Origin of the sequence: Candidatus Nitrosotalea okcheonensis, assembly GCF_900177045.1 — an archaeon.
Taxonomy (GTDB): domain Archaea; phylum Thermoproteota; class Nitrososphaeria; order Nitrososphaerales; family Nitrosopumilaceae; genus Nitrosotalea; species Nitrosotalea okcheonensis.
Window position 1 is genome coordinate 1215946 of sequence record NZ_LT841358.1, and the last position, 24565, is coordinate 1240510.

28 protein-coding genes, 2 tRNA genes and 1 rRNA gene are annotated in these 24565 nt (G+C 38.0%); 9 read left to right on the forward strand and 22 right to left on the reverse strand.

Annotated features, from left to right (window positions below):
* Position 1 precedes the first annotated feature (1 nt).
* Positions 2-457, forward strand: coding sequence for an ASCH domain-containing protein (locus tag BQ3481_RS07265; protein ID WP_157927678.1), 456 nt, complete (start codon positions 2-4; stop codon positions 455-457).
* Positions 458-472: 15 nt separating this feature from the next.
* On the opposite strand, the gene fsa is transcribed toward BQ3481_RS07265, so the two are convergent.
* The 3 genes from fsa to BQ3481_RS07280 are packed head-to-tail and all read right to left on the reverse strand — an operon-like array spanning position 473 to position 3767.
* Positions 473-1138 carry a fructose-6-phosphate aldolase gene (gene fsa / locus BQ3481_RS07270; protein ID WP_157927679.1) on the reverse strand — a complete coding sequence of 222 codons (666 nt, stop codon included), beginning with the start codon at positions 1136-1138 and terminating at the stop codon, positions 473-475.
* A complete protein-coding gene (locus BQ3481_RS07275; protein WP_157927680.1) occupies positions 1135-2103 on the reverse strand; it encodes a transketolase family protein in 969 nt (322 codons plus the stop codon). The genes fsa and BQ3481_RS07275 overlap by 4 nt, the downstream gene beginning before the upstream one ends.
* Positions 2100-3767 carry a ribulose-phosphate 3-epimerase gene (locus BQ3481_RS07280; protein ID WP_157927681.1) on the reverse strand — a complete coding sequence of 556 codons (1668 nt, stop codon included), beginning with the start codon at positions 3765-3767 and terminating at the stop codon, positions 2100-2102. Before BQ3481_RS07280 ends, BQ3481_RS07275 begins: the two co-directional genes overlap by 4 nt.
* Before the next feature lie 123 nt (positions 3768-3890).
* Between BQ3481_RS07280 and BQ3481_RS07285 the strand changes: the two genes are divergently transcribed.
* Positions 3891-4280 carry a hypothetical protein gene (locus BQ3481_RS07285; RefSeq protein ID WP_157927682.1) on the forward strand — a complete coding sequence of 130 codons (390 nt, stop codon included), beginning with the start codon at positions 3891-3893 and terminating at the stop codon, positions 4278-4280.
* A gap of 3 nt (positions 4281-4283) precedes the next feature.
* Here the strand turns inward: BQ3481_RS07285 and BQ3481_RS11870 are convergent, their stop codons facing one another.
* On the reverse strand, positions 4284-4412 hold the full coding sequence (locus tag BQ3481_RS11870; RefSeq protein WP_255408283.1) for a hypothetical protein: 129 nt from the start codon (positions 4410-4412) through the stop codon (positions 4284-4286).
* Between the two features lie 53 nt (positions 4413-4465).
* On the opposite strand from BQ3481_RS11870, the gene BQ3481_RS07290 reads away from it, so the two are divergent.
* Positions 4466-4723 (forward strand): hypothetical protein, encoded by a 258-nt coding sequence (locus BQ3481_RS07290; protein ID WP_157927683.1) that lies wholly within the window; start codon positions 4466-4468, stop codon positions 4721-4723.
* A gap of 4 nt (positions 4724-4727) precedes the next feature.
* Here BQ3481_RS07290 and rrf read toward each other — a convergent pair.
* A 5S ribosomal RNA gene (gene rrf, locus BQ3481_RS07295) occupies positions 4728-4847 on the reverse strand.
* A 132-nt stretch (positions 4848-4979) separates the two neighbouring features.
* On the opposite strand from rrf, the gene BQ3481_RS07300 reads away from it, so the two are divergent.
* Together BQ3481_RS07300 and BQ3481_RS07305 are read left to right on the forward strand one after the other, a co-directional pair.
* Complete coding sequence (locus BQ3481_RS07300) at positions 4980-6764, forward strand: ribosome biogenesis/translation initiation ATPase RLI (RefSeq protein ID WP_157927684.1); 1785 nt, start codon at positions 4980-4982, stop codon at positions 6762-6764.
* A gap of 5 nt (positions 6765-6769) precedes the next feature.
* Positions 6770-7597 (forward strand): class I SAM-dependent methyltransferase, encoded by an 828-nt coding sequence (locus BQ3481_RS07305; RefSeq protein WP_157927685.1) that lies wholly within the window; start codon positions 6770-6772, stop codon positions 7595-7597.
* Here the strand turns inward: BQ3481_RS07305 and BQ3481_RS07310 are convergent, their stop codons facing one another.
* Together BQ3481_RS07310 and BQ3481_RS07315 are read right to left on the reverse strand one after the other, a co-directional pair.
* Entirely contained in the window at positions 7598-7819 is a 222-nt protein-coding gene (locus BQ3481_RS07310; RefSeq protein ID WP_101477668.1) for a transcriptional regulator, read from the reverse strand. It lies immediately after the preceding gene.
* A gap of 36 nt (positions 7820-7855) precedes the next feature.
* The gene (locus BQ3481_RS07315; RefSeq protein ID WP_157927686.1) at positions 7856-8356 is read right to left on the reverse strand and encodes a GNAT family N-acetyltransferase; all 501 of its coding nucleotides are present in this window, start codon (positions 8354-8356) and stop codon (positions 7856-7858) included.
* Positions 8357-8591: 235 nt separating this feature from the next.
* Between BQ3481_RS07315 and BQ3481_RS07320 the strand changes: the two genes are divergently transcribed.
* A complete protein-coding gene (locus tag BQ3481_RS07320; protein WP_231911758.1) occupies positions 8592-9512 on the forward strand; it encodes a site-2 protease family protein in 921 nt (306 codons plus the stop codon).
* On the opposite strand, the gene BQ3481_RS07325 is transcribed toward BQ3481_RS07320, so the two are convergent.
* Entirely contained in the window at positions 9504-10592 is a 1089-nt protein-coding gene (locus BQ3481_RS07325; protein ID WP_157927687.1) for a nickel-dependent lactate racemase family protein, read from the reverse strand. The two genes, BQ3481_RS07320 and BQ3481_RS07325, sit on opposite strands and share 9 nt — an antisense overlap.
* Positions 10593-10641: 49 nt before the next feature.
* Here BQ3481_RS07325 and pyrE point away from each other — a divergent pair, with 49 nt between their 5' ends.
* Positions 10642-11259 (forward strand): orotate phosphoribosyltransferase, encoded by a 618-nt coding sequence (pyrE, locus tag BQ3481_RS07330; protein WP_157927688.1) that lies wholly within the window; start codon positions 10642-10644, stop codon positions 11257-11259.
* Between the two features lie 6 nt (positions 11260-11265).
* On the opposite strand, the gene BQ3481_RS07335 is transcribed toward pyrE, so the two are convergent.
* From BQ3481_RS07335 to BQ3481_RS07345, 3 genes are all read right to left on the reverse strand, one after another.
* Positions 11266-11829 (reverse strand): TATA-box-binding protein, encoded by a 564-nt coding sequence (locus BQ3481_RS07335; RefSeq protein ID WP_157927689.1) that lies wholly within the window; start codon positions 11827-11829, stop codon positions 11266-11268.
* Positions 11830-12131: 302 nt separating this feature from the next.
* Positions 12132-12205 (reverse strand) — tRNA-Ile (locus BQ3481_RS07340).
* 43 nt (positions 12206-12248) lie between these two features.
* Entirely contained in the window at positions 12249-12887 is a 639-nt protein-coding gene (locus BQ3481_RS07345) for a TenA family transcriptional regulator (protein WP_157927690.1), read from the reverse strand.
* Between the two features lie 84 nt (positions 12888-12971).
* On the opposite strand from BQ3481_RS07345, the gene BQ3481_RS07350 reads away from it, so the two are divergent.
* Positions 12972-13065 (forward strand) — tRNA-Glu (locus BQ3481_RS07350).
* A 53-nt stretch (positions 13066-13118) separates the two neighbouring features.
* Positions 13119-13970: a polyprenyl synthetase family protein gene (locus BQ3481_RS07355; RefSeq protein WP_157927691.1), complete on the forward strand. Its 852-nt coding sequence runs from the start codon at positions 13119-13121 to the stop codon at positions 13968-13970.
* On the opposite strand, the gene BQ3481_RS07360 is transcribed toward BQ3481_RS07355, so the two are convergent.
* From BQ3481_RS07360 to BQ3481_RS07410, 11 genes are read right to left on the reverse strand one after another with little or no spacing between them, the layout of a single operon-like run.
* Entirely contained in the window at positions 13960-15447 is a 1488-nt protein-coding gene (locus tag BQ3481_RS07360; protein ID WP_157927692.1) for an NADH-quinone oxidoreductase subunit N, read from the reverse strand. The genes BQ3481_RS07355 and BQ3481_RS07360 overlap by 11 nt on opposite strands.
* A 10-nt stretch (positions 15448-15457) precedes the next feature.
* Entirely contained in the window at positions 15458-17542 is a 2085-nt protein-coding gene (locus BQ3481_RS07365) for an NADH-quinone oxidoreductase subunit 5 family protein (RefSeq protein ID WP_157927693.1), read from the reverse strand.
* A 3-nt stretch (positions 17543-17545) separates the two neighbouring features.
* The gene (locus BQ3481_RS07370) at positions 17546-19102 is read right to left on the reverse strand and encodes a complex I subunit 4 family protein (RefSeq protein WP_157927694.1); all 1557 of its coding nucleotides are present in this window, start codon (positions 19100-19102) and stop codon (positions 17546-17548) included.
* Positions 19102-19407 carry an NADH-quinone oxidoreductase subunit NuoK gene (nuoK, locus tag BQ3481_RS07375; protein WP_157927695.1) on the reverse strand — a complete coding sequence of 102 codons (306 nt, stop codon included), beginning with the start codon at positions 19405-19407 and terminating at the stop codon, positions 19102-19104. The genes BQ3481_RS07370 and nuoK overlap by 1 nt, the downstream gene beginning before the upstream one ends.
* The gene (locus BQ3481_RS07380) at positions 19388-19900 is read right to left on the reverse strand and encodes an NADH-quinone oxidoreductase subunit J family protein (protein ID WP_157927696.1); all 513 of its coding nucleotides are present in this window, start codon (positions 19898-19900) and stop codon (positions 19388-19390) included. Before BQ3481_RS07380 ends, nuoK begins: the two co-directional genes overlap by 20 nt.
* A complete protein-coding gene (locus BQ3481_RS07385) occupies positions 19893-20390 on the reverse strand; it encodes an NADH-quinone oxidoreductase subunit I (protein WP_157927697.1) in 498 nt (165 codons plus the stop codon). The genes BQ3481_RS07380 and BQ3481_RS07385 overlap by 8 nt, the downstream gene beginning before the upstream one ends.
* Complete coding sequence (locus BQ3481_RS07390) at positions 20387-21688, reverse strand: complex I subunit 1/NuoH family protein (protein ID WP_157927698.1); 1302 nt, start codon at positions 21686-21688, stop codon at positions 20387-20389. The genes BQ3481_RS07385 and BQ3481_RS07390 overlap by 4 nt, the downstream gene beginning before the upstream one ends.
* Positions 21689-22822 (reverse strand): NADH-quinone oxidoreductase subunit D, encoded by a 1134-nt coding sequence (locus BQ3481_RS07395; protein WP_157927699.1) that lies wholly within the window; start codon positions 22820-22822, stop codon positions 21689-21691.
* Between the two features lies 1 nt (position 22823).
* Complete coding sequence (locus BQ3481_RS07400) at positions 22824-23489, reverse strand: NADH-quinone oxidoreductase subunit C (RefSeq protein ID WP_231911759.1); 666 nt, start codon at positions 23487-23489, stop codon at positions 22824-22826.
* A 2-nt stretch (positions 23490-23491) separates the two neighbouring features.
* Complete coding sequence (locus BQ3481_RS07405) at positions 23492-24019, reverse strand: NADH-quinone oxidoreductase subunit B (RefSeq protein WP_157927700.1); 528 nt, start codon at positions 24017-24019, stop codon at positions 23492-23494.
* A 43-nt stretch (positions 24020-24062) separates the two neighbouring features.
* Positions 24063-24437 carry an NADH-quinone oxidoreductase subunit A gene (locus BQ3481_RS07410; protein WP_173848088.1) on the reverse strand — a complete coding sequence of 125 codons (375 nt, stop codon included), beginning with the start codon at positions 24435-24437 and terminating at the stop codon, positions 24063-24065.
* Positions 24438-24565: the final 128 nt, after the last annotated feature.

Consider the following 24565-nt stretch of genomic DNA (forward strand, 5'->3'; position numbering starts at 1 on the left):
AATGAAATGTCTATCAGTCTCGCAACCTTATGCTGATTTGATAATTAATGGTAAAAAGACAATAGAGTTGAGAACATGGAATACAAAGTTTAGAGGCGAATTTTTGATTCATGCGCCAATTAAAATCAAGGATAATGCATGCGAGAAATTAGGCATTGACAGGTCTAGTCTTAGAACAGGAGTAATAATAGGAAAGGCTGAAATTTATGATGTTAAATTATATGATTCCATAAAAGCACTCAGGGAGGATTATAACAAACATTTTGCAACAGAGGAATTTCTACGTCACAAATATGGATTTCTCCTTAGAAAACCACATGCTCTCAGAGTTCCAATTCCATACAAGGGCAGTCTAGGGTTTTTCGAAGTTAAGATACGTTCAGAACCATCTAACAGTGACATCAGATCAGAATTGTTTGATGAAGAATATAGATATCAGTGGATAGGAAAACACTAGGGTAAAATAAAGAAGTTAGATCTTGACATTTGGGTTTTCTTTTTTGAGTTTTTCCCAGTCTGCAAGAAAGTTTTTCAGGCCAATGTCTGTTAAAGGATGTTTTAGCATTTTTCCCAGTATGTCAGGGGGCAATGTTACCACATCAGCTCCGATTTTTGCAGCTTCTACCACATGCATAGGATGCCTTACACTTGCAACAAGAATTTGTGTACTAAATTTATAATTCTCAAAGACTTGATGTATCTCTTTGATAAGGTTCATTCCATCTTGTCCATTGTCATCAAGTCGTCCAATAAATGGACTCACGTATTTTGCACCGGCTTTTGCTGCCAATATTGCTTGGTTTACAGAGAAGCAAAGTGTTACATTTACTGGGATATTCTCAGATGTCAATATCTTACAAGCTTTTAGACCATCAGGAGTAAGAGGACATTTCACTATTACGTTATTGCCATATTTTCTAAGTCTCCTACCTTCTTCCAACATGCCATTTGTTTCTACGCTTAATACCTCCAAGCTAACATCGCCTTTGATAATTTGAACAATTTCCTCCATAACTTTTTGGGGATCTCCGCCCTCCTTTGCCATAAGAGAGGGGTTTGTAGTTATTCCATCTACAAGACCCATATCGTTGTACATCTTTATTGCTGAAATATTAGCAGTATCCAGAAATATCTTCATCTGGTTTGACTCCGAATAGACTTGACTGCATTAGATATATGAATTGATGTAATACCATGTTTTTCAAGTAAGAGTGGAATCTCACCATCTCTTGCAGATTCACCAAAATGATCCTTTACCCCTATACGTTTTACAAGAACAGGATATGTTTCAGAGATTGTTTCTGTAACTGCAGAACCAAACCCTGCCATCACATTATGTTCTTCACATGTAACTATTCCTCCTGTCTCACGGGCTGCTTTTTCTAAGATTTCAGAATCAATTGGTTTGATTGAGAACATGTCAATGACTCTACATGAGATTCCTTCTTGCTTTAAAGAGTCTGCAGCCTCAAGAGCAATACTAACAGTTATGCCGCATGCAACAAGAGTACAATCAGATCCATCTCGTAGAACAATTCCTTTACCTATCTGGAATTCTTGTTCTTTTGAATAAATTACAGGTGTTTTTGATCTGGCCAGTCTCATATAGCACGGCCCATAAACTTGTACAAAAAGTCGAGTAAGTTTTTCCACAGATACAGTGTCAGCAGGAACAAAGACCTTGAGATTTGGAATGACCCTCATTATTGCAATATCTTCAATCTGTTGATGAGAGCCTCCATCAGGACCCACACTGAGACCGCCATGAGATACAACCATTTTCACATTCAATCCATTTTTTCCATTTCTTGACGGATATGCTATTGCATTACGTATCTGGTCAACACACCTGCCAGGAAGAAAGGCAGCATAAGTACTTGCAAATGGAATTTTACCCTCATTTGCAAGACCCGCAGCCATGGTAACCAAGTTGGCTTCAGCAATGCCAACATTAAAGAATCTATTTGGGAATTTTTTTCCAAATGGTTTTGTCTTTAGTGAGTCTGTAGTGTCCGCGCCAACTACTACAATGTCAGGATTTTCATCTCCTAACTTGATGAGTGTTTCACCATAAACGGTTCTCATGTCAGCAAATTCTGTCATGTAAAACCTGCCTCCTGTGCTATTTGTAAAAGTTCAGTCTTCTTTTTACCTACCTCATGTAGATCTATCCATTTTTTTACAAGATCAGTGCCTCCAAGACTGTACGCCTTGTTAATCAAGAGTTTTCTTCTTGCATGCATTAGTTTCCTTCTGAATTCAACAATTGTGGATCTGACATCTTTTTGTCCTATTATTGCGCTTCCGCCTACGAATACTCTTGAACCATCAAAGAAACATGATTCCACATTTGTCAAATCCACCCCCCCGTCTGCCTCAATAAGACCATCAAATTTTTGTTCAGACAGGAGTTTGGCTATTCGTTGTGTCTTTTCATGTGTAGATTCCATATATTTCTGGCCTGATTTTCCTGGAATCACCGACATTATTATTAGCTGATCCAAATCTGGAATAAATTTTTCAGACCACTGAGGTAGCTCCGTATCAGGATTGATTGCAAGTCCAACACTTACAGAATTTGAGCGTAGAATATCATGAATTTCTCCAAAACTTGATTCGTTGCAGACTTCAGCATGTACTGTAATTATGTCAGATCCTGCATCGACATAGTTTTTTACATGCTTTACTGGTTCTGTTATCATAAGATGTGTGTCAAAAGGAATTGGGGTAATCGGTCTTAGTTGTTTTATTTTTTCGTGATCAAATGTCTTATTTGGTACAAACACACCATCCATCACATCAAGGTGAATAAAGTCTGCTCTTGCAAGAGATGCTCTCTTTACTTCGTTTTCCAAATTAGTCATATCTCCTGCAATTATAGATGGAGATATCAAAAATTGACAATCTAATTCTAGATCAATTATTGGAGACATCTGCGAATTCGGTGCAACGCCATGCCATTTTGGGTTATCTTCCATGTGTTCTACAGATTTACCTTTTATAGTACGAGAAATGATAATCGATGGAGCTCCCTTAGTTTGTAAAGCAGAATTTACTGCTTTGGAGATCTGTTCTATGCGATGACCATCTATTTCTAAGACATTCCATCCAAAAGATCTCCATTTATCCCCCACCTTCCATCTTGCAGCATTTTTCCACATCTCAGAAATATCATCACTTACAAGTTCTTCATCAAGAGGCATTACTCTTTCCGTATAGTCATCTTGTTGAATGAAGTTTCTATCCAAGAAAACTGTTAGATTGTCCACTTTGTATTTGGGTGCAGTCATGGCAGCCTCCCAAATTTGTCCTTCATCAGATTCACCATCACCAATTATTGTATAGATGTGATGATTTTTTCCGTCAATTCGTGCAGCCAGCGCCATTCCAATAGAAAATGACAATCCTAATCCAAGTGATCCGCCACAAAATTCAACTCCGGGACACTTAAAATCAGGGTGACCTTGTAATTTGCTTCCAAATTTTCTCAGAGTCTCCATTTCAGATTTAGCAAAAAATCCAGATACAGCAAGATTAGAAAACAAACCAGGCGAGGCATGACCTTTTGATAACACAAGCCTATCCCGGTCTTCCCATAGAGGATTTTTCGGGTCATAGTTTAAGAATTTGAAATACATACAGCCCAGGATCTCTGCCATTGAGAATGAACCTCCGGGATGGCCAGAGCCAGCAGCAGTGATTCCTTTAATCACAAGTTTCCGTGCTTCTTTTACTTTTTTGAAGATATGATAATAATTTAAGGTCATGCTCATTCCAAAATTTGAATCTTAAAATTTCTACTAGAATTCAAATTCATGTTTTTTAACGCGTTTGAAGTAAATAAAAAGTTATTTCACAAAATATTAATCCAAAGTCAACGTAGAAAAAATATGAATATAAGAGATCTCTTCCCTCTTGTCATTTATGATGACAGATGCTACCTTTGTTCTAAATTTGCAAGTGTTATACACATCTTTGCTAAAGACAAGATCTTGATTGTTGGTCATTATTCTGACATCGGGATGAAAATAAAATCAGAGGTTTTTGATTGCAATTATGATTCTACCAAAATGTTCTGGTTCATGGAAAAAAATACAGCATATGGAGGAAGGGCAGCAATCTTACCACTCTTTTTCAATATCTTAACCAGTAGATCAAGAGAACATCTAAACTATCATTCATCTTCTAATTATAGTCAAGATTGCAAAACACCAAAGGCTTTTTTCATGAGAACAAGAAGTTTATTTTCCAACAGTAAAAAAATAACAATAAAGTTCTAAAAACTAATATCCTCGACTGTTTCTATCAGGCGTTCCAACATTTGGATTTCGAAATCCATGTTTTTCCATCATGTGGTTTAAGAACCTAATGTCATCAGAGAATTTTTCTCCGCATATGCTACAGTTACTCATAGTATCAGTAACTGATCGTGATCTTTTTTAGGTTTTGTAAACATATACAGTATATGACAAATAACCAAAAACTACACAAAATTACCTTTACCATAACACCTAACGCAAATGGCTATGTCATAGGATGCAATGAAATACAGTCATTATTCATAGATGTATCTTCAGTTACAGAAGTAGATAGAATCGTAAGAGATCTAGTATCAGAATACATCGATAACTTTCCAGATGATGCACAAAAACGAGGCTTTGACAAAAATACACCCATAGAAACTACATGGAATGCGTCTCCCAATTCTGTTGCTTTAGAATAGTAAAAGGCGCCAGCACTACTGCTTCCCAAGGGCTCTCGCACCTTAGTAACACAGTAGCGACATTGGGTTTGACTTCCGGGTTCGGTATGGGACCGGGTCGGACCCCAACGCTGTGGCCGGCTTAGTTTCTTTGGTTTCTAATGTTATGTATTAATCTTGCTTGATAGGGTTCTGCTAACTTGTCGAGACCCTATGTTCTCGATAAGTTAGCAGAGCCCTTGATAGAGATATAAATTAAGAAAAAAAGTAAGTACGTATGACTCATCGAGTTGCAGTACTTGACAAGGAAAATTGCCAAACCAAAAAATGCGGTCTAGAATGTATCAAATATTGTCCAGTAAACAAGATGGGTTCAGACTGTATAATACTAAATGAAGAAACTGCCAAGGCCCAGATTGATGAAAATATTTGTAATGGATGTGGAATTTGTGTCAAGGTTTGTCCGTTTGATGCAATAACGATTGTCAATTTAGCAGAAGAACTAAAGACAGATAAGATTCATCAGTACGGTCAAAACGCATTCAGGCTTTACAGAATCCCAAGTTTGAAAAAAGGTCAGGTCATGGGCCTTCTGGGAAGAAACGGTATAGGAAAGAGTACTGTAGTTAGCATATTATCTGGAAACTTGAGACCAAACTTGGGAAATTATGCCACACCTCCAGAATGGAGTCAAATTTTAAAACACTTTCAAGGTACTGAGCTTAAACCGCATTTTGAAAAAATAGCAAATAACGAGTTAAAGGCATCCATAAAACCTCAGCAAGTATACAACTTGGCAAAGGTATTTGATGGAAATGCAAAAGAACTTTTAGAAAAATATGATGAACGTGGAAAGGCACGAGATCTAATACAACAACTTGGCTTGCAAAATTCTTTGGAAAATAAGATTACAGACTTGAGTGGAGGAGAGTTACAAAGAATTGCAGTTGCAGTTGCAGCATCAAGAGAATCCGACTTTTATTTCTTTGATGAACCATCATCGTACAATGATGTCTTTCAGAGAATTGGAGTTGCAAGAGTAATCCAGGACCTTGCCAAGGCTGGAAAAAGTGTCATGGTAGTAGAACATGATCTAACACTGCTAGATTATCTGAGTGATTTTATCGAGATCCTTTATGGCGAGCCCGCAGCATATGGCATAGTTGCAAATATGCTTTCTACCAAGGTCGGAATTAACGTATTTCTTGACGGTTATCTTCCAAACGAGAATGTCAGATTCAGAGATGCTGCATTCAAGTTTGATGCATCCACATCAACAGATGAATTTATTACAATTGAAAATATCATCAATTATCCAAATCTAGAGAAGAAATTCGCAAACTTTTCTTTATCAATTGAGGCAGGCAGGGTTAAGAAAAGCGAGGTCTTGGGCATTGTCGGAGCCAATGCATTAGGGAAAACAACCATGATGAAGATGATAGCAGGTGTTGAAAAGCCAGATGTTGGAAATATAGAAACCAAGGTAAAGATTGCCTACAAACCACAATATCTAACAAATGACTTTGACATTGAAGTAATTTCTCTTCTTGAGAAAGCATACGGCGGATCAATACAAGAAACCCCAGAAGAAGAAATCATAATCAACCCTATGAAGATAAAAAAACTATACAACAAGTCTGTCAAAAACTTGTCTGGTGGAGAACTTCAAAAGGTGGCGATTGGGGCATGCCTTTTACAGAAAGTTGATGTCTATGCACTTGATGAACCTTCTGCGTTCTTAGATGTAGAGGACAGAATAGCAGTAGCAAAACTTATTCAGAGATTTGTGAGATCTTATGGCAAGTCTGCAATTATAGTTGATCATGATATTCAGCTTATGGATTTGATCTCTGATTCAATTGTCATATTCCATGGAACACCTGGAAGAGAAGGTCACGCAACAACTCCAAAACCAAAGGTGGATGGCATGAATGAATTCTTGAGATCACTGGACATGACATATAGAAGAGACGAGACAAGCATGAGACCCAGAGTAAACAAACTGGAAAGCAGGTTAGACAGAGAACAGAAACAGTCTGGAAAGTTTTACTATAGAAATTGACAAAGATGTTAAAACAAGCAGTAGATGGAATCCTCACAGAAGCGGAAGCAGAGGAGCTTTATGGCGCATTTGATCAGATAGGAAATATCATCATATTAAGAGTCCCAGATTCCCTTTTGTCTAAGAGGAAAATAATTGGCGAGGTTCTTTTAGACAAGGTAAAGACAGCAAAATCAGTTTATTACCAATCATCCCCAGTAGAAGGAGACTATAGAATAAGAAAGTTAGAGCTTTTGGCAGGAGATGACAAAACTGAGACGGAATACAAGGAACATGGTTGTAGGTTCAAAGTAGATGTGGAAAAAGCCTTTTTTTCACCCAGACTTTCAACAGAACGAGAAAGAATTGCAGAGATCGTGGAGGATGGAGAAACAATAATCAACATGTTTGGAGGAGTCGGAATGTTTTCCATCGTAGCAGCAAAAAAGAAAAAGTGTCATGTATATAATATTGATATCAATCCTGATGCAGCTAGATTATGTTCTGAGAACATATTATTGAATAAACTAAAAGGAACTGTTGAGTCAATAGAAGGAGATGCGTCAAGAGTGATAGAAGAAAAATTACACGATGTTGGAGACAGAATTCTAATGTTATTACCAGAAAGATCAGATGAGTTTCTCGAGTCTGCCATCAAGGCTGCAAAGAAAAAAGCTGTGATACATTACTATTGCCATACCCATGCAGAAAAAAAAGATCAGGTTTCATCGTTAGCGTCACAACATTTTCTAAGCGTTGTAAGTATCAAATCTGAAATACTGGGTGCAAAAATTGTACGGCCTGTAGGTCCAAGATTTTATCAGGCAGTAGTGGATGCAGCCATATCCAAATGATTACTTGTCATCTGTCACAAGAGATGAAGGAGATGGTCTTGAGGTTGCCATATTGTATCCAATCCAAGAAATTACTCCAAGAATTCCTCCCACTGCCATAAGCACTGAAAGTTGTAGTACAATAGGACTCCATTCAGAGAGCATCAGCAGATATGCATAGAGAAAAAAGCCTACGATTGCCAAGACAAATATCATTATTCCAATAGTTCGCTGCCTTGTCATAAGCTAGGAGTCTTTTTGTGACTTATTTATCTTAAGCTAGTAAGCAAACTCAATTGCCATGAGATACGCATCCTCGCCGTCACGATAATATGCCTTTAGTCGCTGTTTTATGATAAATCCAAGTTTTTCATAGAGCCTTACGGCATCATTATTACTACACCGAACCTCAAGATACAGCTCATCTGATTTTTTTAGTTTTACCCCTGCAATTGCTTCCTGAACTAGTCCTTCCCCAATACCTTTTCTTCGATGCTCATTTAATACCGCAACTGATACAACATGACCTTTTTTTACAAAGCCGAGTTTTTTGAAATTTGAAAAACCATATTCGATTTTACACATTATGTATCCTACAAGATTATTTTCCACCTCAGCTACTAGAAATGCTTCAGGCAGCTCAGCAAGTAGACTTTCATAGAAATAATCTGAATAGTGCTCAGGCAGTGTTTTGAGGTTTATCTCCATAGTTGGAATCAAATCAGATAGATCACATCTACGAATAACGCAATTACCAATCTCTCGTAATGCTACCTGCATTATAATGATACTGGAATTATTAATTATTTAACTTTAAGCAAAAATAAAAGAAATAATTACAGTAAAAGACACATAGTCAAATATATCAACTCTTGATGAAGTTTTATCAGCGGTTTCCTCGTATTTTACCATAGTTGGATTTAATCAAAGTCCAACCGTATTACAAATTGAAATTTCGGGAAACAATGTAACTGAAAAGTTTCGCCAGCTAGTTCAGCACATGGAGTCAAAAAACATGATTGCCAGACTAGAATCAAATTCTGGGAGAATATTCGTACTGGTTTCAAGATTTGAACCTCCAAAGTCACGCCGATCGTGGATTCCAAGAGCGTTATTTGTTGCTACAATAGTTACAGTATTAGTTGATGGATACTATAGAGCCATCAGTATTAATTCCGTTGTAAAAGGGAATGACCCATTTTACATAGCAATTCTTTACACTGCCTCATTGATTGGAATACTTGGTATCCATGAGCTTGGCCACATGATTGCATCAAAGAGACATAAACTTAGAATTAGTTGGCCATATTTTATTCCGGGAATTCCAGTACTAGGTTTTGTACCAACTTTTGGAGCGCTCATAATGTCGCGTGGTTTGATTATAAACAGAAACATACTGTTTGATGTTGGAATTTCTGGCCCAATTGCAGGCTTTGTTGTAGCAATAATTGTTTCCACATATGGTGCATACTTGTCACCGATGATACCGAGTACACAAGCTAATGCACTCTTGGAAAAATCAGGTCTGATAGATCTACATTCTAGCATAATAATGGATGCTACAGTATTCCTTGTTGGAAAACATGTACCAAATCAAGAACTTGTAATGTCACCAGTGTTATTGGCAGCATGGTTTGGATTCCTCATAACATTTCTCAATCTTCTTCCAGCATGGCAACTTGATGGCGGTCACATTGCAAGAGCTACATTTGGTATCAAGTGGCACAGAATTTTGACATATGTAAGCATAGGAATTCTTGCATCAACTGGGTATTACATCATGGCATTGTTTGTATTGATGTTTAGCATGAGAAGTCAGGACGTCAAACCATTAGATGACATATCACCATTATCGCAAAAAAGAAAAAAAATGTTTGGACTTGTTATTGCACTTGCGTTTCTTTGTGCACCATTACCATTCTCCATTTTACCGTAATAAGATGTGAGAGCCATCAGGAATAATTGTAATCTTTTGCCTGTCACCATATGTTTTAAGAACATAATCCATGGTTTCCTTTGCACCACTAAATGGAATCATTTCTAATTTATCTTTTGTATAAAGATATGGCAAAATTGATACAATGCCTATCCCAAATTTCTTGCGCATTTCTGTCAAAAATAGCAAATCTTCCAATCCATCCACATATTTGGAAGGATTTTTCAGCCTATCCAAACTCATTCGTCCCTCAACATATTGCTGAATTGCATCAGAACCCAATCCAGTTTTACACTCTGCAAGAAGTATTACCAATCCTTCCTCTTTTATTGCACTTGAACAATTCCATATGGAGGAAAGTGATCTGCTCAGTGTCTCATTGCTTGCCTCTTTTCCAGTACTAACAATTGCTACTCTATGTTTTTCATTCTCATGTATTGCACTAGATGACAAAGATTTTGTCAATGAGAAGGTAGAGGATGGATGACCTGCAGCGATATCAATTACACCTGTCTTATTTGCTACAATTTCGATAGAAGATATTTCAAAGCTATCAGTGAATTTTTTTGCAACTTGCATAGTTTGTAACTCATAACCAGGAAGCGGAAGATTTCCTTCTCTTTTTTCATATGCCTCAAGCATATTGTCCCTGCCAAATCTTCGCAGTAGTTTAGTGGACATAGTATTATATCCAAATAGTCCGTCAAATTCCATTTCTCCAATAAAAATCAAATTAGCATTAGAAAATTGAGATGCATCTAATTCAGATATAGAAATTGTAGGATCAGACAAAACATTTTTTACAAAATTCAAGTTTGACTTGTCCACTAAGAATTTTGGTTTTGGCAGAGATTTTTTTGTGCATATATCCAATAAAACAGAAATAATTTTTTGAATTGTTTTGGAATGTTCCATTATAACAAATTCTGTTGGTTTTGACATGTCAAGAGATTCTAATTTTGAGGCAATCTCAGAATCGCTCAAGTTTACACCTCCAGATTCTATTTGTTTTTCTAGATTCTCCGCCCTAACATCAAGAACAACATCGGTAGACCCATAGCTAAGCCAAATTTCAGGCATACCATACCGAAGGGACAGTTAAAATAAATCTAGTTCGGTAAATTTTTCAGTGGATTTTGTCAAAGAATTTGCAATATTTTTGCAAGAGAGTGGTGCAATCAAGTTTGGAAACTTCAGGCTTTCAAGCGGAAAGGATAGTGTATACTACATAGATCTTCGACTAGTACCAAGTTTTCCACACCAATTCAGAGAGATGGTAAAGGCTGTTCAGAATTTAATATCAGAAAAAATAGGGTTAGATAGTTTTGATTACATCGCATCAGTTCCAACATCAGGGCTTGTAATATCATCCGCTTTGGCCATGGAAACTGTGAAACCTTTGATTTACATCAGACAAAAAATAAAAGACTATGGTACTGGCAGCCTCATAGAGGGAAAAATACCAGAAGGATCAAGAGTGGTTCTAGTAGATGATGTTGGAACAACAGGTCATTCACTACTTGGTGCTATCAAAGCTCTAAAAGACGCCAAAATAGTAGTAGACTCGGCATTTGTAATAGTCAATAGACTTGAAGGTGCACGTGAAAATCTAGAGGCTGAAAAAGTAAAATTGTATGAAATTACGGACATACTTACCATTTCCAATATTTTACACACTGAAAATATTTTGGATGAACAGACTCTTGGCAGAATTAAAAAACAAGTAGATTCATCAAAAATCAAGTAGATGTACTTAGCTTTCGTAGATCATTAATTTTTTTTCTTCTAAAAGTGTATGCAGATTATGTACTGATCTGTAAACATCTGATTCTTTTTTTGCTCCAGTACAGACAAGTTTTCCAGACGCAAACAACAGTATAACAGTTTTTGGATCAATCATCCTATGTATTAGACCAGGAAATTGTTCTGGTTCATACATACTTCGTGGAAGGCTTCTTGCAGCTTGTTCCAGATGTATCTTACCACCAAGATTAGCAGAAGCAACCATGTTCTGAATTACAATTACTGCATCTTTTTTTATCTTAATTCCACCTTTTCGCAATGTTTGAACAACACTACGCACTGCCTTGATCGACTGTTCTTCAGATTTTGCTCCAGTACAAACCATTTTTCCAGAACTGAAGATCAATGTTGCAGTCTTTGGTGATTTTATTCGAAAAACTAAACCTGGAAATTGATCAGGATGATATTCAACATCAGGAAATGTTTGAGTTATTACATTAAGATCAATTCTTTGATCAACTGAAGCTGATGCCACAACATTTTCTATGCTTACAATAGGTTTTGTTTGAGGCATTTCGGTGTTTAAATATGCGCTTTATATATACTCTATAAAATTTTACGAACACATTTTTGTACAAAACTTATCAAGTTATTTTCAAAAGAGAGGCAGCTCAGACAAATGCCTTCACATCATAGTGTCAGTTATAACTCTGATTCTTCATTGCGGCCAATGGAGGATAATTTACTGCTTATTTTAAAATTAGTATATTACAATGAAAAATTTTATTTCCATGTTTTCGTTCATTATTTATCAGTACCACATCAGATACATTCAGTAACCAAAGATAATGTCACAGACTGGAAGAAACCAAATAGTGGGCCCAAAGGGCTTCGATCCCTTGGCTCACCGGTTATGAGCCGGTTACTCTACCAAGCTGAGTTATGGGCCCTACGAAAGAGCAAATTGACATGCGCTATAAAATAGTATAGAGGTTAGCAGTAAGCATTGTAACAGCTGTCAAGTAAGAGGTTTTGAGCCGCCAATGATTTGCTAGCTATTTCCACTAGTTCGTCTTCTCTAGATGCAGGAGTTTTTTCCAAGATTTTTCTCCAGAGAGCAGCATGTCGTATGTCAGCTTCTGCGTGAAGTCTGAAATATTCTATTGCATCATCATCTGAAAGACCATAGAATTTTCTCAGTCCATCTATTTTTGATAAGCTAATCTTTGGTATTTCTTGCTCCAAAGCATACATCGCAGAAGCCCCGCCCTCAAATGTATTCATCAGACATGAAAGATTTGAAATGGCTTGTTGTGTATAGTCAAGGCCTGCATATTGTCTTAGTTCATTTTGTGACACTCCTAATGCTGCTGCAAATTTTATCCATGGTTCTATATGTTCAGACTCCTCGTCTCTATTCGCGGCAATTTTATTCTTGATTTCAGATGGACTATTCTCCATCACTTGTCCTACAAATGATGGAACGGATTTTACTAGCTGAAAATATTCTTTTGAATAACCGCTAAGAGCATCTATTGATAACTTGCCTTCATTCCACATTACATAGAATTTGTGCTTTAACAAACTCTGATCTTCAATTATCTTGTCAATTCTTGTAATAAGAGAACTCATAATAATTGTCAAATTCCAGCAATAAAAAAATCTTTGGAATGGCTTCAAAAGGATTTTATGGATATAAAATAGGATGCAATTTGGGCTCCAGTGGTGTAGACCGGTCAAGCATGTGGGACTTTCAATCCTACGACCCGGGTTCAAATTCTTTATGATGAAAATCCCGGCTGGAGCACCACCTTTCAAAAGCATTAATATTCTAACTAGGGTTACGGTTGCTAGTGTAAATTCTTGGATAGAAAGAATTTTGAAATAAATCCGCTCATAAAAGACTTTGAAAATTACATAGCCAAGGTTGACGATGCAATCAAACAAGAATTAGAGCTATATTCTGCCTCAGAATTTTTCGAGCCGTTGCAGTATTCTCTAGAAGGCGGTAAGAGAATAAGACCGCTAATTCTCATCTTGTCTGCAGAAAGTGTAGGAAAGTGTGATGGAAATGCATATTCTGCATCATGTGCTGTAGAACTATTACACACCGAGTCTGTAATTCATGATGACATCATCGATAATGAAATTCTAAGAAGAAGAAAGGATCCTTTTCATATAAAGTACGGATATAACACCAGCATCATAACAGGAGATTTTGTCTTAGGTTTAATTTTGAATATTTCATCTCGTCTGGATAATGCAAGAATAGGAAGAGAACTTGCAATTACTGCAATGATGATGAGTGAGGGAGAGATGATTGAAACTAGATTAGAGACAAGTGAAGATGTTACTTTTGATGACTATGTCAAGGTGATGGAGTACAAGACAGCTACTGCATTCGAAGCAGCGGCAAAGATTGGAGCCATATTAGGCGGAGGTACAGAAGAACAAATTTTAGCACTTGCAGAATATGGCAAAAATATGGGAATAGCATATCAAATTAGAGATGATTTGCAAGACTGGAACAATGAAGACAAGTTATTCAATACACTGATCAAGAAAAGCTCTGATCCGCGCATTGTATTTGACCGGATGGATATAATGCTCAACAATTATTCCAAGAAAGCAAAGACAGCATTAAGAAAAATTAATGACGGTCCTGCTAGAACAAGATTAGAAAGTCTTCTAGACTTGACTATGCTTAGTGTATAACTGGCAGTCCACTCATAATAGGAACAGCCGATTTTGCAAATTCGATAACTGGATCTGGATAGATACCTATTCCAACTATGAAGATTATTGAGAATATCATAACTGCAATTACTGATTTTGGTTCCTTTAGTCTCTTGTTTGACTCTCCTTCTTCAAAGTACATTTTTCTAATTATCCAACCATAATAAGCAAGTGAGAGTGCACTGTTAAGAACTCCTGCCACTGCAAGATATGGAGCCCATGACAAAGTATGACCCGCATCTATTGCAGAACCAAACAACATTAGTTTACTCCAAAATCCATTAAGTGGTGGTACACCAGCTAGTGCAAGTAACGAAATTGTAAGACCGAGTGCAGTGATAGGCATTCTTTTGCCAAGACCTTTTATCTTTTCAATATGAGTAACACCAAGAGTTGTAACTATTCCTGCAACAGCAATGAAAGTAGATGCCTTCATTACAGAATGATTCAAGATGTGGAACAACGAGGCCTGAATTCCAATGGGTGAGACTGGCGCTACACTGAGACCAATCAGAATGTATCCTGCTTGTCCGATGCTGGAATAAGCCAGCATTCTTGTGAGATTTCTTTGTTTGATTGCGGCCAAGTTTCCTACAGTCATGGTCACAATGGCAATGACTGCAAGTGCAAACGCCCAGTGAAGATTGAGTGCTATTGCACCCATGATTATTACTCTCAGGGCGGCAGCAAAACCTGCTTTCTTTGTACCAGCTGCAAGTAATGCAGCTATTGTTGGAGGAGCGCCTTCGTATGCATCAGGCAACCACATGTGGAATGGAACTAGTCCTATTTTGAATCCAAAACCAGCTATGAACATGCCAACAGCAAGTATTGCGAGAGGCATCATGTCGGGTCCAAGCTTTGAGAACCCAACAATTACCTGTTCTATGTTTGTAGAGCCAGTTAGACCATATGCAATTGAAATTCCATAGATTATGATTCCAGATGATAACGCACCAAATAGGAAATATTTGATTGCGGCTTCATTTGACGAGGGATCTTTTTTGAGATATCCAGCCAAGACATATGTTGGGATACTCATGAGTTCCCATGCAATGAACAGCATTACAAGATCAGTAGAGTATGCAATCAGTATCATTCCAACTGACGAAAGTAGAATTAATGAATAGTATACTGCAGGATTGGCTCTTTTACGCATATAGCTAAACGAGCCAACTGTTGTCATTATTCCAACAATCAACATTGCAATTGCAAAGAATGATCCAAACTTGTCATCAACTAGAACATTTGATGAGAAAATTGCAGACTGGGTTACGTGTTTTGTAATTATTTGGTAGATAACAAATCCAATTGCTGCAAGTAATGCGCCAAGAGTTATAGCACCATAAACAGATGAACCTTTTTCTTTTCTTGCTACATTAATTACTGGAATTAGTACTCCCACTGCTCCAAGTATCAAAGTTAACATGATTGGTGTTGATGTAAAGTCTATCATTTTCTATCTCCTAAATTAACAACAGGAATACTACGATTAGTATACCTACCCCAAAGATGTAAAGATAAGATTGAGAAACTCCTGTCTGCGTAGCCTGCATTATTCTTGCACCTCCAGCCATAGTCTTCTCTGGAACCACATTGAATCCCTCTAATACAATATTCTCAAAGTACTTGTAGAGACCCCTTGCAATGTATAGCGGGGCTACCACAAACCCCCAATAGATTAATGCATTGAGATACCATCTGTTTAGGAAGAACTTGTGAATAGCGTAAAAGAATATGTTTGAATTTACAAATTTAACCGGATCAGCAAATCTTCCAATATAGAAGACATAGCCCAGTCCAAATCCAATTGCAAATGCAGCCAGTGAGGCCATAAGAGCTATAGGATTGACACCTTCTAGGAATCCGCCAAGTAATGGTTGTGATCCAATTGCAACAGCCCCAACATCAGACTTTATTCCAAAGGTTGAACCCAAGTAATTAACAAAGAGATCATGTATCTGGTGTTCAAATGCAAGACCCATTACACCTACTCCAATTGTCAATACAGCAAGTATTCCATATGGAACCCACATTGAAGGACCAGCTTCGTGTACATGGTGTCCTTCCTTTTCTAATTCTTCAATATGCTTGCTTTTATTACCAAAGAATACTAATCCAATCATCCTGGTTGTATAGAATGCCGTTATCACTGCAGTGACTACTGCAATTGTAAATAATGGAAGTGCCCAGGTGTTACCTGATTGATAAACTGCTGCAAATATGGCATCTTTACTCCAGAAACCTGTTGTGATAAATGGAGCTCCCATCAAGCCGAGACCGGCTGCCCACATGAAGATATAGGTCTTTTTCATGTATTTTCTCAGACCTCCCATATCGGTCATAAACCTAGAACCTACAACGTGTAATATAGAACCCGCAGCCATGAACAACGATGCCTTGAACATGGCATGTGAAATCAAATGGAAGAATCCAGCTGTATAACCATCAACAAATTGTTTTGAAAGACCAGCAACACCGAGAGCCATCATCATGTATCCTATCTGAGAACCAGTAGAGTATGCAAGAACTTTCTTTATTTCCGGATGTACCATTCCTTGTGTAGCAAGAAGAAGTGCAGTTATTGCCCCTACCCATGCTATTACCTCAAAGAACTGATCCATATTGATTCCAATTGCAGCCAATGCAAAGAATAGAGGAGCTAATCTTGCTACCAAAAATACACCGGCCTTTACCATTGTTGCAGCATGAATGAGTGCTGAAACTGCAGTAGGTCCTGTCATTGCTTCAAGTAGCCATTCATTTAGTGGAAATTGTGCAGATTTTCCTATTGCGCCACCAAACAACAAGACAGCGGCCGGAATCAACAAATGCTGTGCAGACATGGCAGTTGCCCAGCTAGTATTTTCAGTTAATTCCCTAAATCCAAAGGTACCTGCAAATGCAAAGATCAGGAACATGCCAGCCAGCATCATGATATCACCAACCTTGGTCATGATGAATGCCTTCATTCCAGAATGAGTCGGAGAATAATAGTCTATGAGACCAAGCACGTGTCGTCCTTCTGTTCCAACATAATCCTTCTTCTTGTCCCTATACCAAAATCCTACCAATGCATATGATGCAAGGCCTACTCCTTCCCAACCAAAGAAGAGTTGCAAAAAGTTATCAGACAAAACAATAAGCTGCATTGAACCCAAGAAGAATGCCATCCAGAAGAAGAATCTAGTTAGATCCTTGTCTCCTTTCATGTATCCAGTACTATATACAAATATCAAAAATGAAATCCAAGCAACAACATTGCTCATCAGTACAGCAAGTGGATCAGCTAAAACTCCAGCCTTTAGTCCAATTGATGAGATCCAAGGAATTTGGTTGTGTATCTCATGATTACCAAGGGCTGCCGGAAGAAGGGTCATGGCAGAGATTGCACTTGCAAGAGCAAATGCTACTGCAACAAAGCCAGTTGCACGTTTGGAAGCTTTTCCAACAGCTGGTATTACAACAGCTGCAATAAATGGCAGTATCCAAATTGCCCATACTCGAAGGTCTCCCAATCCAGAAATGAAATCAAAAGATAAAATTGCCATTTTCTAAATCCCCACCAATCCCTTCATGAAAGGAATTATTTGGTTAAAAAATATGTCCGGATATATTCCAATAACAACACTAAATCCTGCCAAGACCATCATTGGGCCTGTAACATACCAGTTGGCTTCTTTTGTTTTTTCCAGATGTTCTGGAAGTTTTCCAAAGAAGACTCGTTTTATCATCCATAGTATGTATGCCATTGTAATTACAGTTGCAACCAAACCTAGACCAAATGTAACCATTCGTATCATTGAGCCTTGTTGAATTGCAGTTTGGAGTGCACCATAAAACATTGTCCACTCTGCCATGAATCCACTAGTTGGTGGAATACCCATGAGAGTAAGGGCACCAATCATTGCGCAAACTGCTGTTATCGGCATTTTTCCTGCAAGACCTCCCATCTTTGTTATGCTACGAGTTCCAACTTGCAAAATTATTGCGCCAACCATCATGAACAAGATTACTTTTCCCAGACTGGTAGAGATAAAGAACAGTTCAGAACCAGAAAGGCCAAGTGCAGAAACAGAACCAATTCCAAATAAAATATATCCCATTTGACTAATGCTAGAATAAGCAAATAATTTTCTAATGTCATCTTGCACCAGTGCCATTATTCCGCCATAGATCATAGTTATCAAGCCCCAAATATTCAAGGCCAGAGCAAAGTGTTCGTATTGAGCAGGCATTAACATTACTATCAATCTAAAGAGTCCGTATGCACCAACTCCTAACATAGCTCCAGAGGACAGTGCGTTAAGGGGTGTTGGTGAAGCCCGGTACACATGTGGCAACCACATGTGTACTACAAATGCTGCCATCTTTACTGCAAGCCCAACTATGATTGCAACGGCTGCAAGTGCGAGAATATGCGGCGGTATACCATGTGTTTTGATGTCTGCATAATTGAAGCTGCCAACACTGAGACCGATTGAAAGAAAACCAAGCAAAAGAATAACAGCACCAACATGAGTCCAGAAAAAGAACAGTAATGCTACTCTTCGTCTTGATTCATACCCCCAAATTGCTAGCATGAAAAATGCCGGAATAAGCATGACCTCAAAGAAGACATAAAATTCTATCAAATTGGTTGCAAGTACGGTTCCAAGCATACCCATTGCCATCACTAGGAAGAGTGCATAGTATGCTCCAATTTGGTGATTAACGTGACTTTTTAGAGAAGAGGATTCTATCAGTTCAGTACCGCCTCCTACCAGTTGTTTTTCAGAATTCATTCGTTCTTCAAATATGGTAGTAATTCTGGAAACCATATACGGTTTTGAGAAGAGTGCCAATACAGTCGATATTAGGTATATTATGATTGCAAACGGAGAAGCAAGGCCGTCAAGCAATAAACCAAATTCTCCAAATAGTTGAGTCCATTTGTAATGTTCTTCATAGCTTCCTGAAAGCGCCGGAATAATGACTAGTACAGTGCAATACAGCAGCAACCCAAAACTAAACAATGCTGCGGCAGTAGGCCCAGACTTGCGTCCGATATAATATGCAACCGGAGAGAGCAATAGTGGCAGTAACAGAGCCTGCAATAGTACGAATTGCATTACCCTTTCAAGCTCCTAAAGTCTGCAATGTCAATGTTTCTGTACATCCTATATGCCACAATCACAAGTGCCAGCCCGACTGCAACTTCTGCTGCAGCTATAGCGATTGAGAAGAGAGCAAATGTTTGCCCTTGGCTGTTTGGTATGTATCTTGAAAATGCTACCAAATTGAGATTGGCAGAATTGACAATCATCTCTATGCCAAAAAGCATACGGATTGCATTTCTCTTTACTGCAATTCCATAGATTCCAATGGCAAGCAATGCCACTGAAACTAGAATAAAATCAATCAGTGCGTTGGTCATCTATAACATCCTCCCTTCTTGCTAGTGTCATTGCCCCGATAATTGATGATGCCAAAATTAATGCCATCACTATTAATGCAGGCGAATAATATGTTAGAAAGTCTTCCCCTATCTTTTTGTAATCTACTGCGGACGAATTTGTATCCATTGTTTTCAGACCAGAGCCAATGATTATTGTTCCTATACCCAACATAAGTACAATCATCAATCCAATACCAGCATACCTTCTGCGTTTGTCTTCGACCTTATTGAAAATAAGTTCTCGTCTGACTAACATGACTGTGAATAATATAAGAACTGCAATTGAACCCACATAAACTGAAAGTTGGAACATTGCTACAAATGGTGCATCTAAAAGCAGAAAGAATCCAGCAACACCAGATAATGTAAGCATCAATGCGATTGAGCCATATATCAAAGAGCGTATTTCGAGTGCTACAATTGCAGAACCAATTGTCAGAACAGATAGAGCTAGAAATACCGAGTCAACCATGTGAAGCACCCCTGTCATCGATCTTTATTTCAACATCTTGTGAAATCTTTGGCTTTATGGCAAGTTGAGCAGGGGTGTAAATTAAAGCAGATTTTGTAAAAGAAGAAAGCTCATAGTCGTTGGTCATGTAGAGTGCATAGAATGGACATGCATCAACACATAAGCCACAGAATACACATTTACCGTAATCTATCTGTGGCATTATGGCTTTCTTGTTATGCTTCCACGTCTCATGAACCTTGACCATACTTATGGCCTCTGCTATCCCCTCACATGCTACCGAGCAAAGCTGACAACCAGTACAGTGCTCATGGAATAGTATGTGCCTTCCTCTCAACCCAGCAATTCCCACTCCAGTTTCTGGATTGAATTGAAAGCCATCACCTACAAATTTTAATTTCTGTTCAGGATAGCGTAATGTAAATCGTTTTACCGCAAGATGTTTTACACCGGAATTTAGTGCACGTATTATTCCAATTACATTACTCATTGCAACAATCCTCCAGGTCCCAAGACACCTGCGTATAGCAATCCGAGAGCTATAAAGATGTTAATGAATGCAAGACCAATTAGTTTGTACCAACCAGTATGCAATATCATATCTATTCTGACTCGTGGGAAAACTCCACGCGGTAACAGAATTAAGAGTATAACTCCTACAGTCTTGATCACAAACCATAGTGTACCATTAAGCATTTCCTGATCAAAGAGTGGTAATCCCGGGAACTTGGCAGTGACAGGACCAATTGTAATTCCTTGAGTTATTATATCCTGTGGGAACGGTGGCCAGACCATTGGGCCATTCCAACCACCAAGGAATAATACTACAAACAATCCTGCAAATGCATATAGTTTCAAATAGGTTCCAAGTTGAATTAATCCATACATCATTCCAGAGAACTCTGTTAGCCATCCTGCAACTATCTCGCTTTCTGCTTCAGGAAGATCAAATGGAACTCTTTCAAGTTCTGCCAATATGGTAATGAAAAATACTATAGCACCAATTGGAAGAAAAGCTATCCACCAATAGTGTTCTTGTGACACTACAATTTGTGAAAGATTCAGACTTCCAGAAAGTATCACTACTCCAAGAAGTGAAAGTATCAATGGAATTTCAAAAGCAACCATTTGATGGAGTGCCCTAAGACCTCCGATGAATGTCCATTTACTATTTGCTGCCCATGCAGTAAGTACAGCAATTATCGGGAAGAAACCAATTACTGCAAACACTGCTAAAAGTCCAACATTTGGATTTGCAACTACCCACCCCGGAGCAACTGGAATAAGAGAAACAAATGCACCGGCGGCACCAACAAATAACAATGGACCGAGCCAGAAAATTGGCTTGTCAGCTTTTGCAGGAATAATGATTTCTTTGCTCATTAGCTTAAAGCCATCACCCATCAGTTGCAATATTCCTTCTATTTTTCCACAATAGAGTGGACCAACGCGGAGTTGTATTTTTGCAAGGAATTTTCTTTCAACAAATATTGTTGCAGCAGCAAGCAAAGCAGCAAACCCAAATCCTGGAAATGCCATAACTTTGAAGATAGTAGTATGCATAAAGCTCTTGACAATTGGCAAAGTACGCGATGGATCTGCCATCCATGTCATTGCCAAATAAGGTGTCATCAGTTGGTTGTTAATTACAGGCAGCTTGATGTAAAACAAGACGATAAAGACTATTGGCAATCCAACTAGACTGAAGATCAGAATGACCCAGAATATCAGATCAAATAAGGAACCTATGAATCGACTTAACCTAAACTGCGGTGCAATAGTTGACATTTATCTATCTGCCTCCACAGGCCAGTAATTAAGACCCCAATAAACTGCCGGCATATTACCTAGTTTTTCTCCTTTTAACAAATATGGCATACAAATTAGATTTCTAAACGAGCCAACGCTTATCTTCACTCTATAGGGTTCTGGTCTATTGTTAGATACAATGTAATATCCAATTGCACCTCTACCAGATTCTATTCTACGATAAACTTCATCATTTCCTCCTTTTGGATTTGGTTTTAGTTTTGTGCGCACAGAACCAGATTTTGGCATCTTTCTTAATGCATCTTTTATTATTCTACAGCTTTCAAACATCTCAAGATAAGGCACCCGAGATCTTGCATACGAGTCTCCTTCTTTCATAACTATTGTTTGAAAGTCTAGGTTTTCATAGACATCATATGGTTCTTTTTTTCTTACATCAAAATCAACACCAGATGCTCTGAGTACAGAACCTGTAGTACCAAGTCGGATAGCGTCAGTTCTTGATAATATTCCACTTCCCTCTGTTCTTGCTTTCAAGAGAGGATTTTGATAGAATACTGCTTCATATTCTTTGAGTCTTTTTTCAAAATATTCAACTTGACGTAAACATCGCTCCTCAAAATTAGATGGCAAATCATTTCGTACTCCACCAGGCACTAGATATGCATGAGTTACTCTAGCACCAGACATTGCTTCTAAAAGATCAATGAAAAGTTCTCTGTCACCTGCGGGCCACATAAACATAGTAGAGTGACCTAAGAATATTCCGTAGATGGCCAACCAGTATAGAACATAGATACAACGATTCAGTTCTGCTGCAATGACCCTGATGTATTTTGCACGTTCTGGAACTTCAATTCCCAATAATTCTTCCACTCCAAGACAATAAGGATACAAAATGTTGGAAGAATCGTGTATTACAGGCCTTTCAAGATGAGGAATGTTTTGAATATAATTTCTATATTCAGCCATTTTTTCTTCTCCTCGATGTACATAACCAGGATCAGGATCACAAGAAACAATGTAATCGCCATCGACTTTGATAATTAATCTCATATGTCCAGAACCAGGATGTTGAGGACCTACGTTAAGTGTCATTATTTTGTCGTCCACTGTCTCAAGATGCATTCCGGGAGGTAGTTGTGTTGTCATATTATCTTCCCTTTATCTTGAAATCTTTTCTAAATGGCGGTATATCTGCCCAATCTTCTGGTAAAAGCAATCTTCTCATATCAGGATGACCTTCAAAGTAAACGCCAAACATTTCAAAACACTCTCTTTCATGAAATTCCACACTATAAAACACATCACGTAATGACGGAGTTCTTGTTGTATCAGAACCTGGATTTGGAATATCTTCTCTTGGAACTCGGGTTGCAAGTGCAAAAATTTGTCTTCCAAGTTTTTCATCAGTATAAGATCCTAGATGATAAATAACTTCAATTTCATTTGAATCCGGATAGTCAACTCCGGATACAGATTCTGCATGATCATACTTTAATTCATCCCGTATAAATTTAGCAACATCTACTATGTCTTCTTTTTTAGTAGTCACCCTAATTCTGTCAGCTCTTACATAGTCTACATGTATTTTATCTCCAAACTTTGATGAAATTTTATCTGCCAATGATTTTTCAAATATTGGAACTGGTTTTGGCTTGACAGGAACATCCGGAGACAAGTCCAATCCTTTTTCTTCATAGAACTTTTTTGCCTCACCTTTTGACATTGAATCAGATTTGGTAGTATTTTCAGAATTTTCAGAATGTTCCTCTGTAGTATCTTTAACTTCTATGTCCTTTTCAGTTCCAGAGCTCATGGCTATTTAGCCTTCATCCGTTTTATTTTTTCTTGAAGTAACATAGCTCCTTGAATTAGTGTTTCAGGTCGTGGTGGACATCCAGGAACATAAATGTCAACTGGAAGAATCCCATCAATTCCAGGTAGTACATTATACGAGTCAAAGTATAATCCTCCAGTTATTGCACATGCTCCCATTGCTATGACATACTTTGGATCAGGCATTTGATCATAGACCATTCTCAATCTAGGAGCCATTTTTCTAGTAATTGTTCCCATTACAACAATAAGATCACATTGCCGGAGAGAACCAAATGCTTCTATGATACCAAATCTTTCAACATCATATCTAGGACTAGAGGCAGCACCAAATTCCACACTACAGCATGCAGTCTCAAGGTGTACTGGCCATAGGGAGTAGATTCTACCCCAGTTGATAGCCATGTCAAATGGTTTTCCTACTGCTCTGATAAGTACATCACCAAGCTTTCCAACTAGAACATTAGTAGCGTGCGGTGCAGTATCTTGATTAAGTAATTCTTTTATCATTATTCTTCCCCATCCCGAATCTTTGTCATATTTGATTTAAAAGTTACCAAATGTCCTTCCTCCCTGCTTGATACAATGCAAACGCAAATGCCGCAAAAATTATTGCAAGAAATCCTATTATTGGAAGAGTTGCAGACTTTGGCAAATCGAGAATACTGCTTCCCCAAGCATACAAAAAGATCGACGCAACATCAAATACAACAAACATCAAGACAAATGAATAATACTGCATCATAAAGTGGGTACGCCCCTCTCCTTGTGGAACTTGGCCAGATTCCATTGGCAAAAACTTGACTGGGTTAGGAGTACGTCTTGGTGCAATCATTCTAGAAAGAATTAGAGTCGGCCCTGTTGCTACAATTGCAAATGTGAATAACAACAAGATTGGACTGAAACTACTAGCAGCTTCTCCTACCAAAGTAGCTAACAAGCCAGTCGGAGAGTATAAAAATCTATGCACATTATACGATCATAATTTTCATTGCCAACAAATTTTTCAACAATTTTGTTGAAAATGAATAATATCTTCAATTTTACATATTAATG

Bases quoted from the DNA above. Each gene is read 5' to 3' on its own strand.
- nuoK (WP_157927695.1), bottom strand. From the start codon at position 19,407: ATGACCAACGCACTGATTGATTTTATTCTAGTTTCAGTGGCATTGCTT.
- BQ3481_RS11870 (WP_255408283.1), bottom strand. From the start codon at position 4,412: ATGAGTAACTGTAGCATATGCGGAGAAAAATTCTCTGATGACATTAGG.
- BQ3481_RS07360 (WP_157927692.1), bottom strand. From the start codon at position 15,447: ATGATAGACTTTACATCAACACCAATCATGTTAACTTTGATACTTGGA.
- BQ3481_RS07325 (WP_157927687.1), bottom strand. From the start codon at position 10,592: ATGCCTGAAATTTGGCTTAGCTATGGGTCTACCGATGTTGTTCTTGAT.
- BQ3481_RS07365 (WP_157927693.1), bottom strand. From the start codon at position 17,542: ATGGCAATTTTATCTTTTGATTTCATTTCTGGATTGGGAGACCTTCGA.
- BQ3481_RS07300 (WP_157927684.1), top strand. From the start codon at position 4,980: ATGACTCATCGAGTTGCAGTACTTGACAAGGAAAATTGCCAAACCAAA.
- BQ3481_RS07390 (WP_157927698.1), bottom strand. From the start codon at position 21,688: ATGTCAACTATTGCACCGCAGTTTAGGTTAAGTCGATTCATAGGTTCC.
- BQ3481_RS07275 (WP_157927680.1), bottom strand. From the start codon at position 2,103: ATGACAGAATTTGCTGACATGAGAACCGTTTATGGTGAAACACTCATC.
- BQ3481_RS07370 (WP_157927694.1), bottom strand. From the start codon at position 19,102: ATGCAATTCGTACTATTGCAGGCTCTGTTACTGCCACTATTGCTCTCT.
- BQ3481_RS07290 (WP_157927683.1), top strand. From the start codon at position 4,466: ATGACAAATAACCAAAAACTACACAAAATTACCTTTACCATAACACCT.
- BQ3481_RS07315 (WP_157927686.1), bottom strand. From the start codon at position 8,356: ATGCAGGTAGCATTACGAGAGATTGGTAATTGCGTTATTCGTAGATGT.
- BQ3481_RS07320 (WP_231911758.1), top strand. From the start codon at position 8,592: ATGATTGCCAGACTAGAATCAAATTCTGGGAGAATATTCGTACTGGTT.
- BQ3481_RS07335 (WP_157927689.1), bottom strand. From the start codon at position 11,829: ATGCCTCAAACAAAACCTATTGTAAGCATAGAAAATGTTGTGGCATCA.
- BQ3481_RS07280 (WP_157927681.1), bottom strand. From the start codon at position 3,767: ATGACCTTAAATTATTATCATATCTTCAAAAAAGTAAAAGAAGCACGG.
- BQ3481_RS07305 (WP_157927685.1), top strand. From the start codon at position 6,770: ATGTTAAAACAAGCAGTAGATGGAATCCTCACAGAAGCGGAAGCAGAG.
- fsa (WP_157927679.1), bottom strand. From the start codon at position 1,138: ATGAAGATATTTCTGGATACTGCTAATATTTCAGCAATAAAGATGTAC.
- BQ3481_RS07345 (WP_157927690.1), bottom strand. From the start codon at position 12,887: ATGAGTTCTCTTATTACAAGAATTGACAAGATAATTGAAGATCAGAGT.
- BQ3481_RS07400 (WP_231911759.1), bottom strand. From the start codon at position 23,489: ATGAGCTCTGGAACTGAAAAGGACATAGAAGTTAAAGATACTACAGAG.
- BQ3481_RS07385 (WP_157927697.1), bottom strand. From the start codon at position 20,390: ATGAGTAATGTAATTGGAATAATACGTGCACTAAATTCCGGTGTAAAA.
- BQ3481_RS07310 (WP_101477668.1), bottom strand. From the start codon at position 7,819: ATGACAAGGCAGCGAACTATTGGAATAATGATATTTGTCTTGGCAATC.
- BQ3481_RS07265 (WP_157927678.1), top strand. From the start codon at position 2: ATGAAATGTCTATCAGTCTCGCAACCTTATGCTGATTTGATAATTAAT.
- BQ3481_RS07405 (WP_157927700.1), bottom strand. From the start codon at position 24,019: ATGATAAAAGAATTACTTAATCAAGATACTGCACCGCACGCTACTAAT.
- BQ3481_RS07395 (WP_157927699.1), bottom strand. From the start codon at position 22,822: ATGACAACACAACTACCTCCCGGAATGCATCTTGAGACAGTGGACGAC.
- BQ3481_RS07380 (WP_157927696.1), bottom strand. From the start codon at position 19,900: ATGGTTGACTCGGTATTTCTAGCTCTATCTGTTCTGACAATTGGTTCT.
- BQ3481_RS07285 (WP_157927682.1), top strand. From the start codon at position 3,891: ATGAATATAAGAGATCTCTTCCCTCTTGTCATTTATGATGACAGATGC.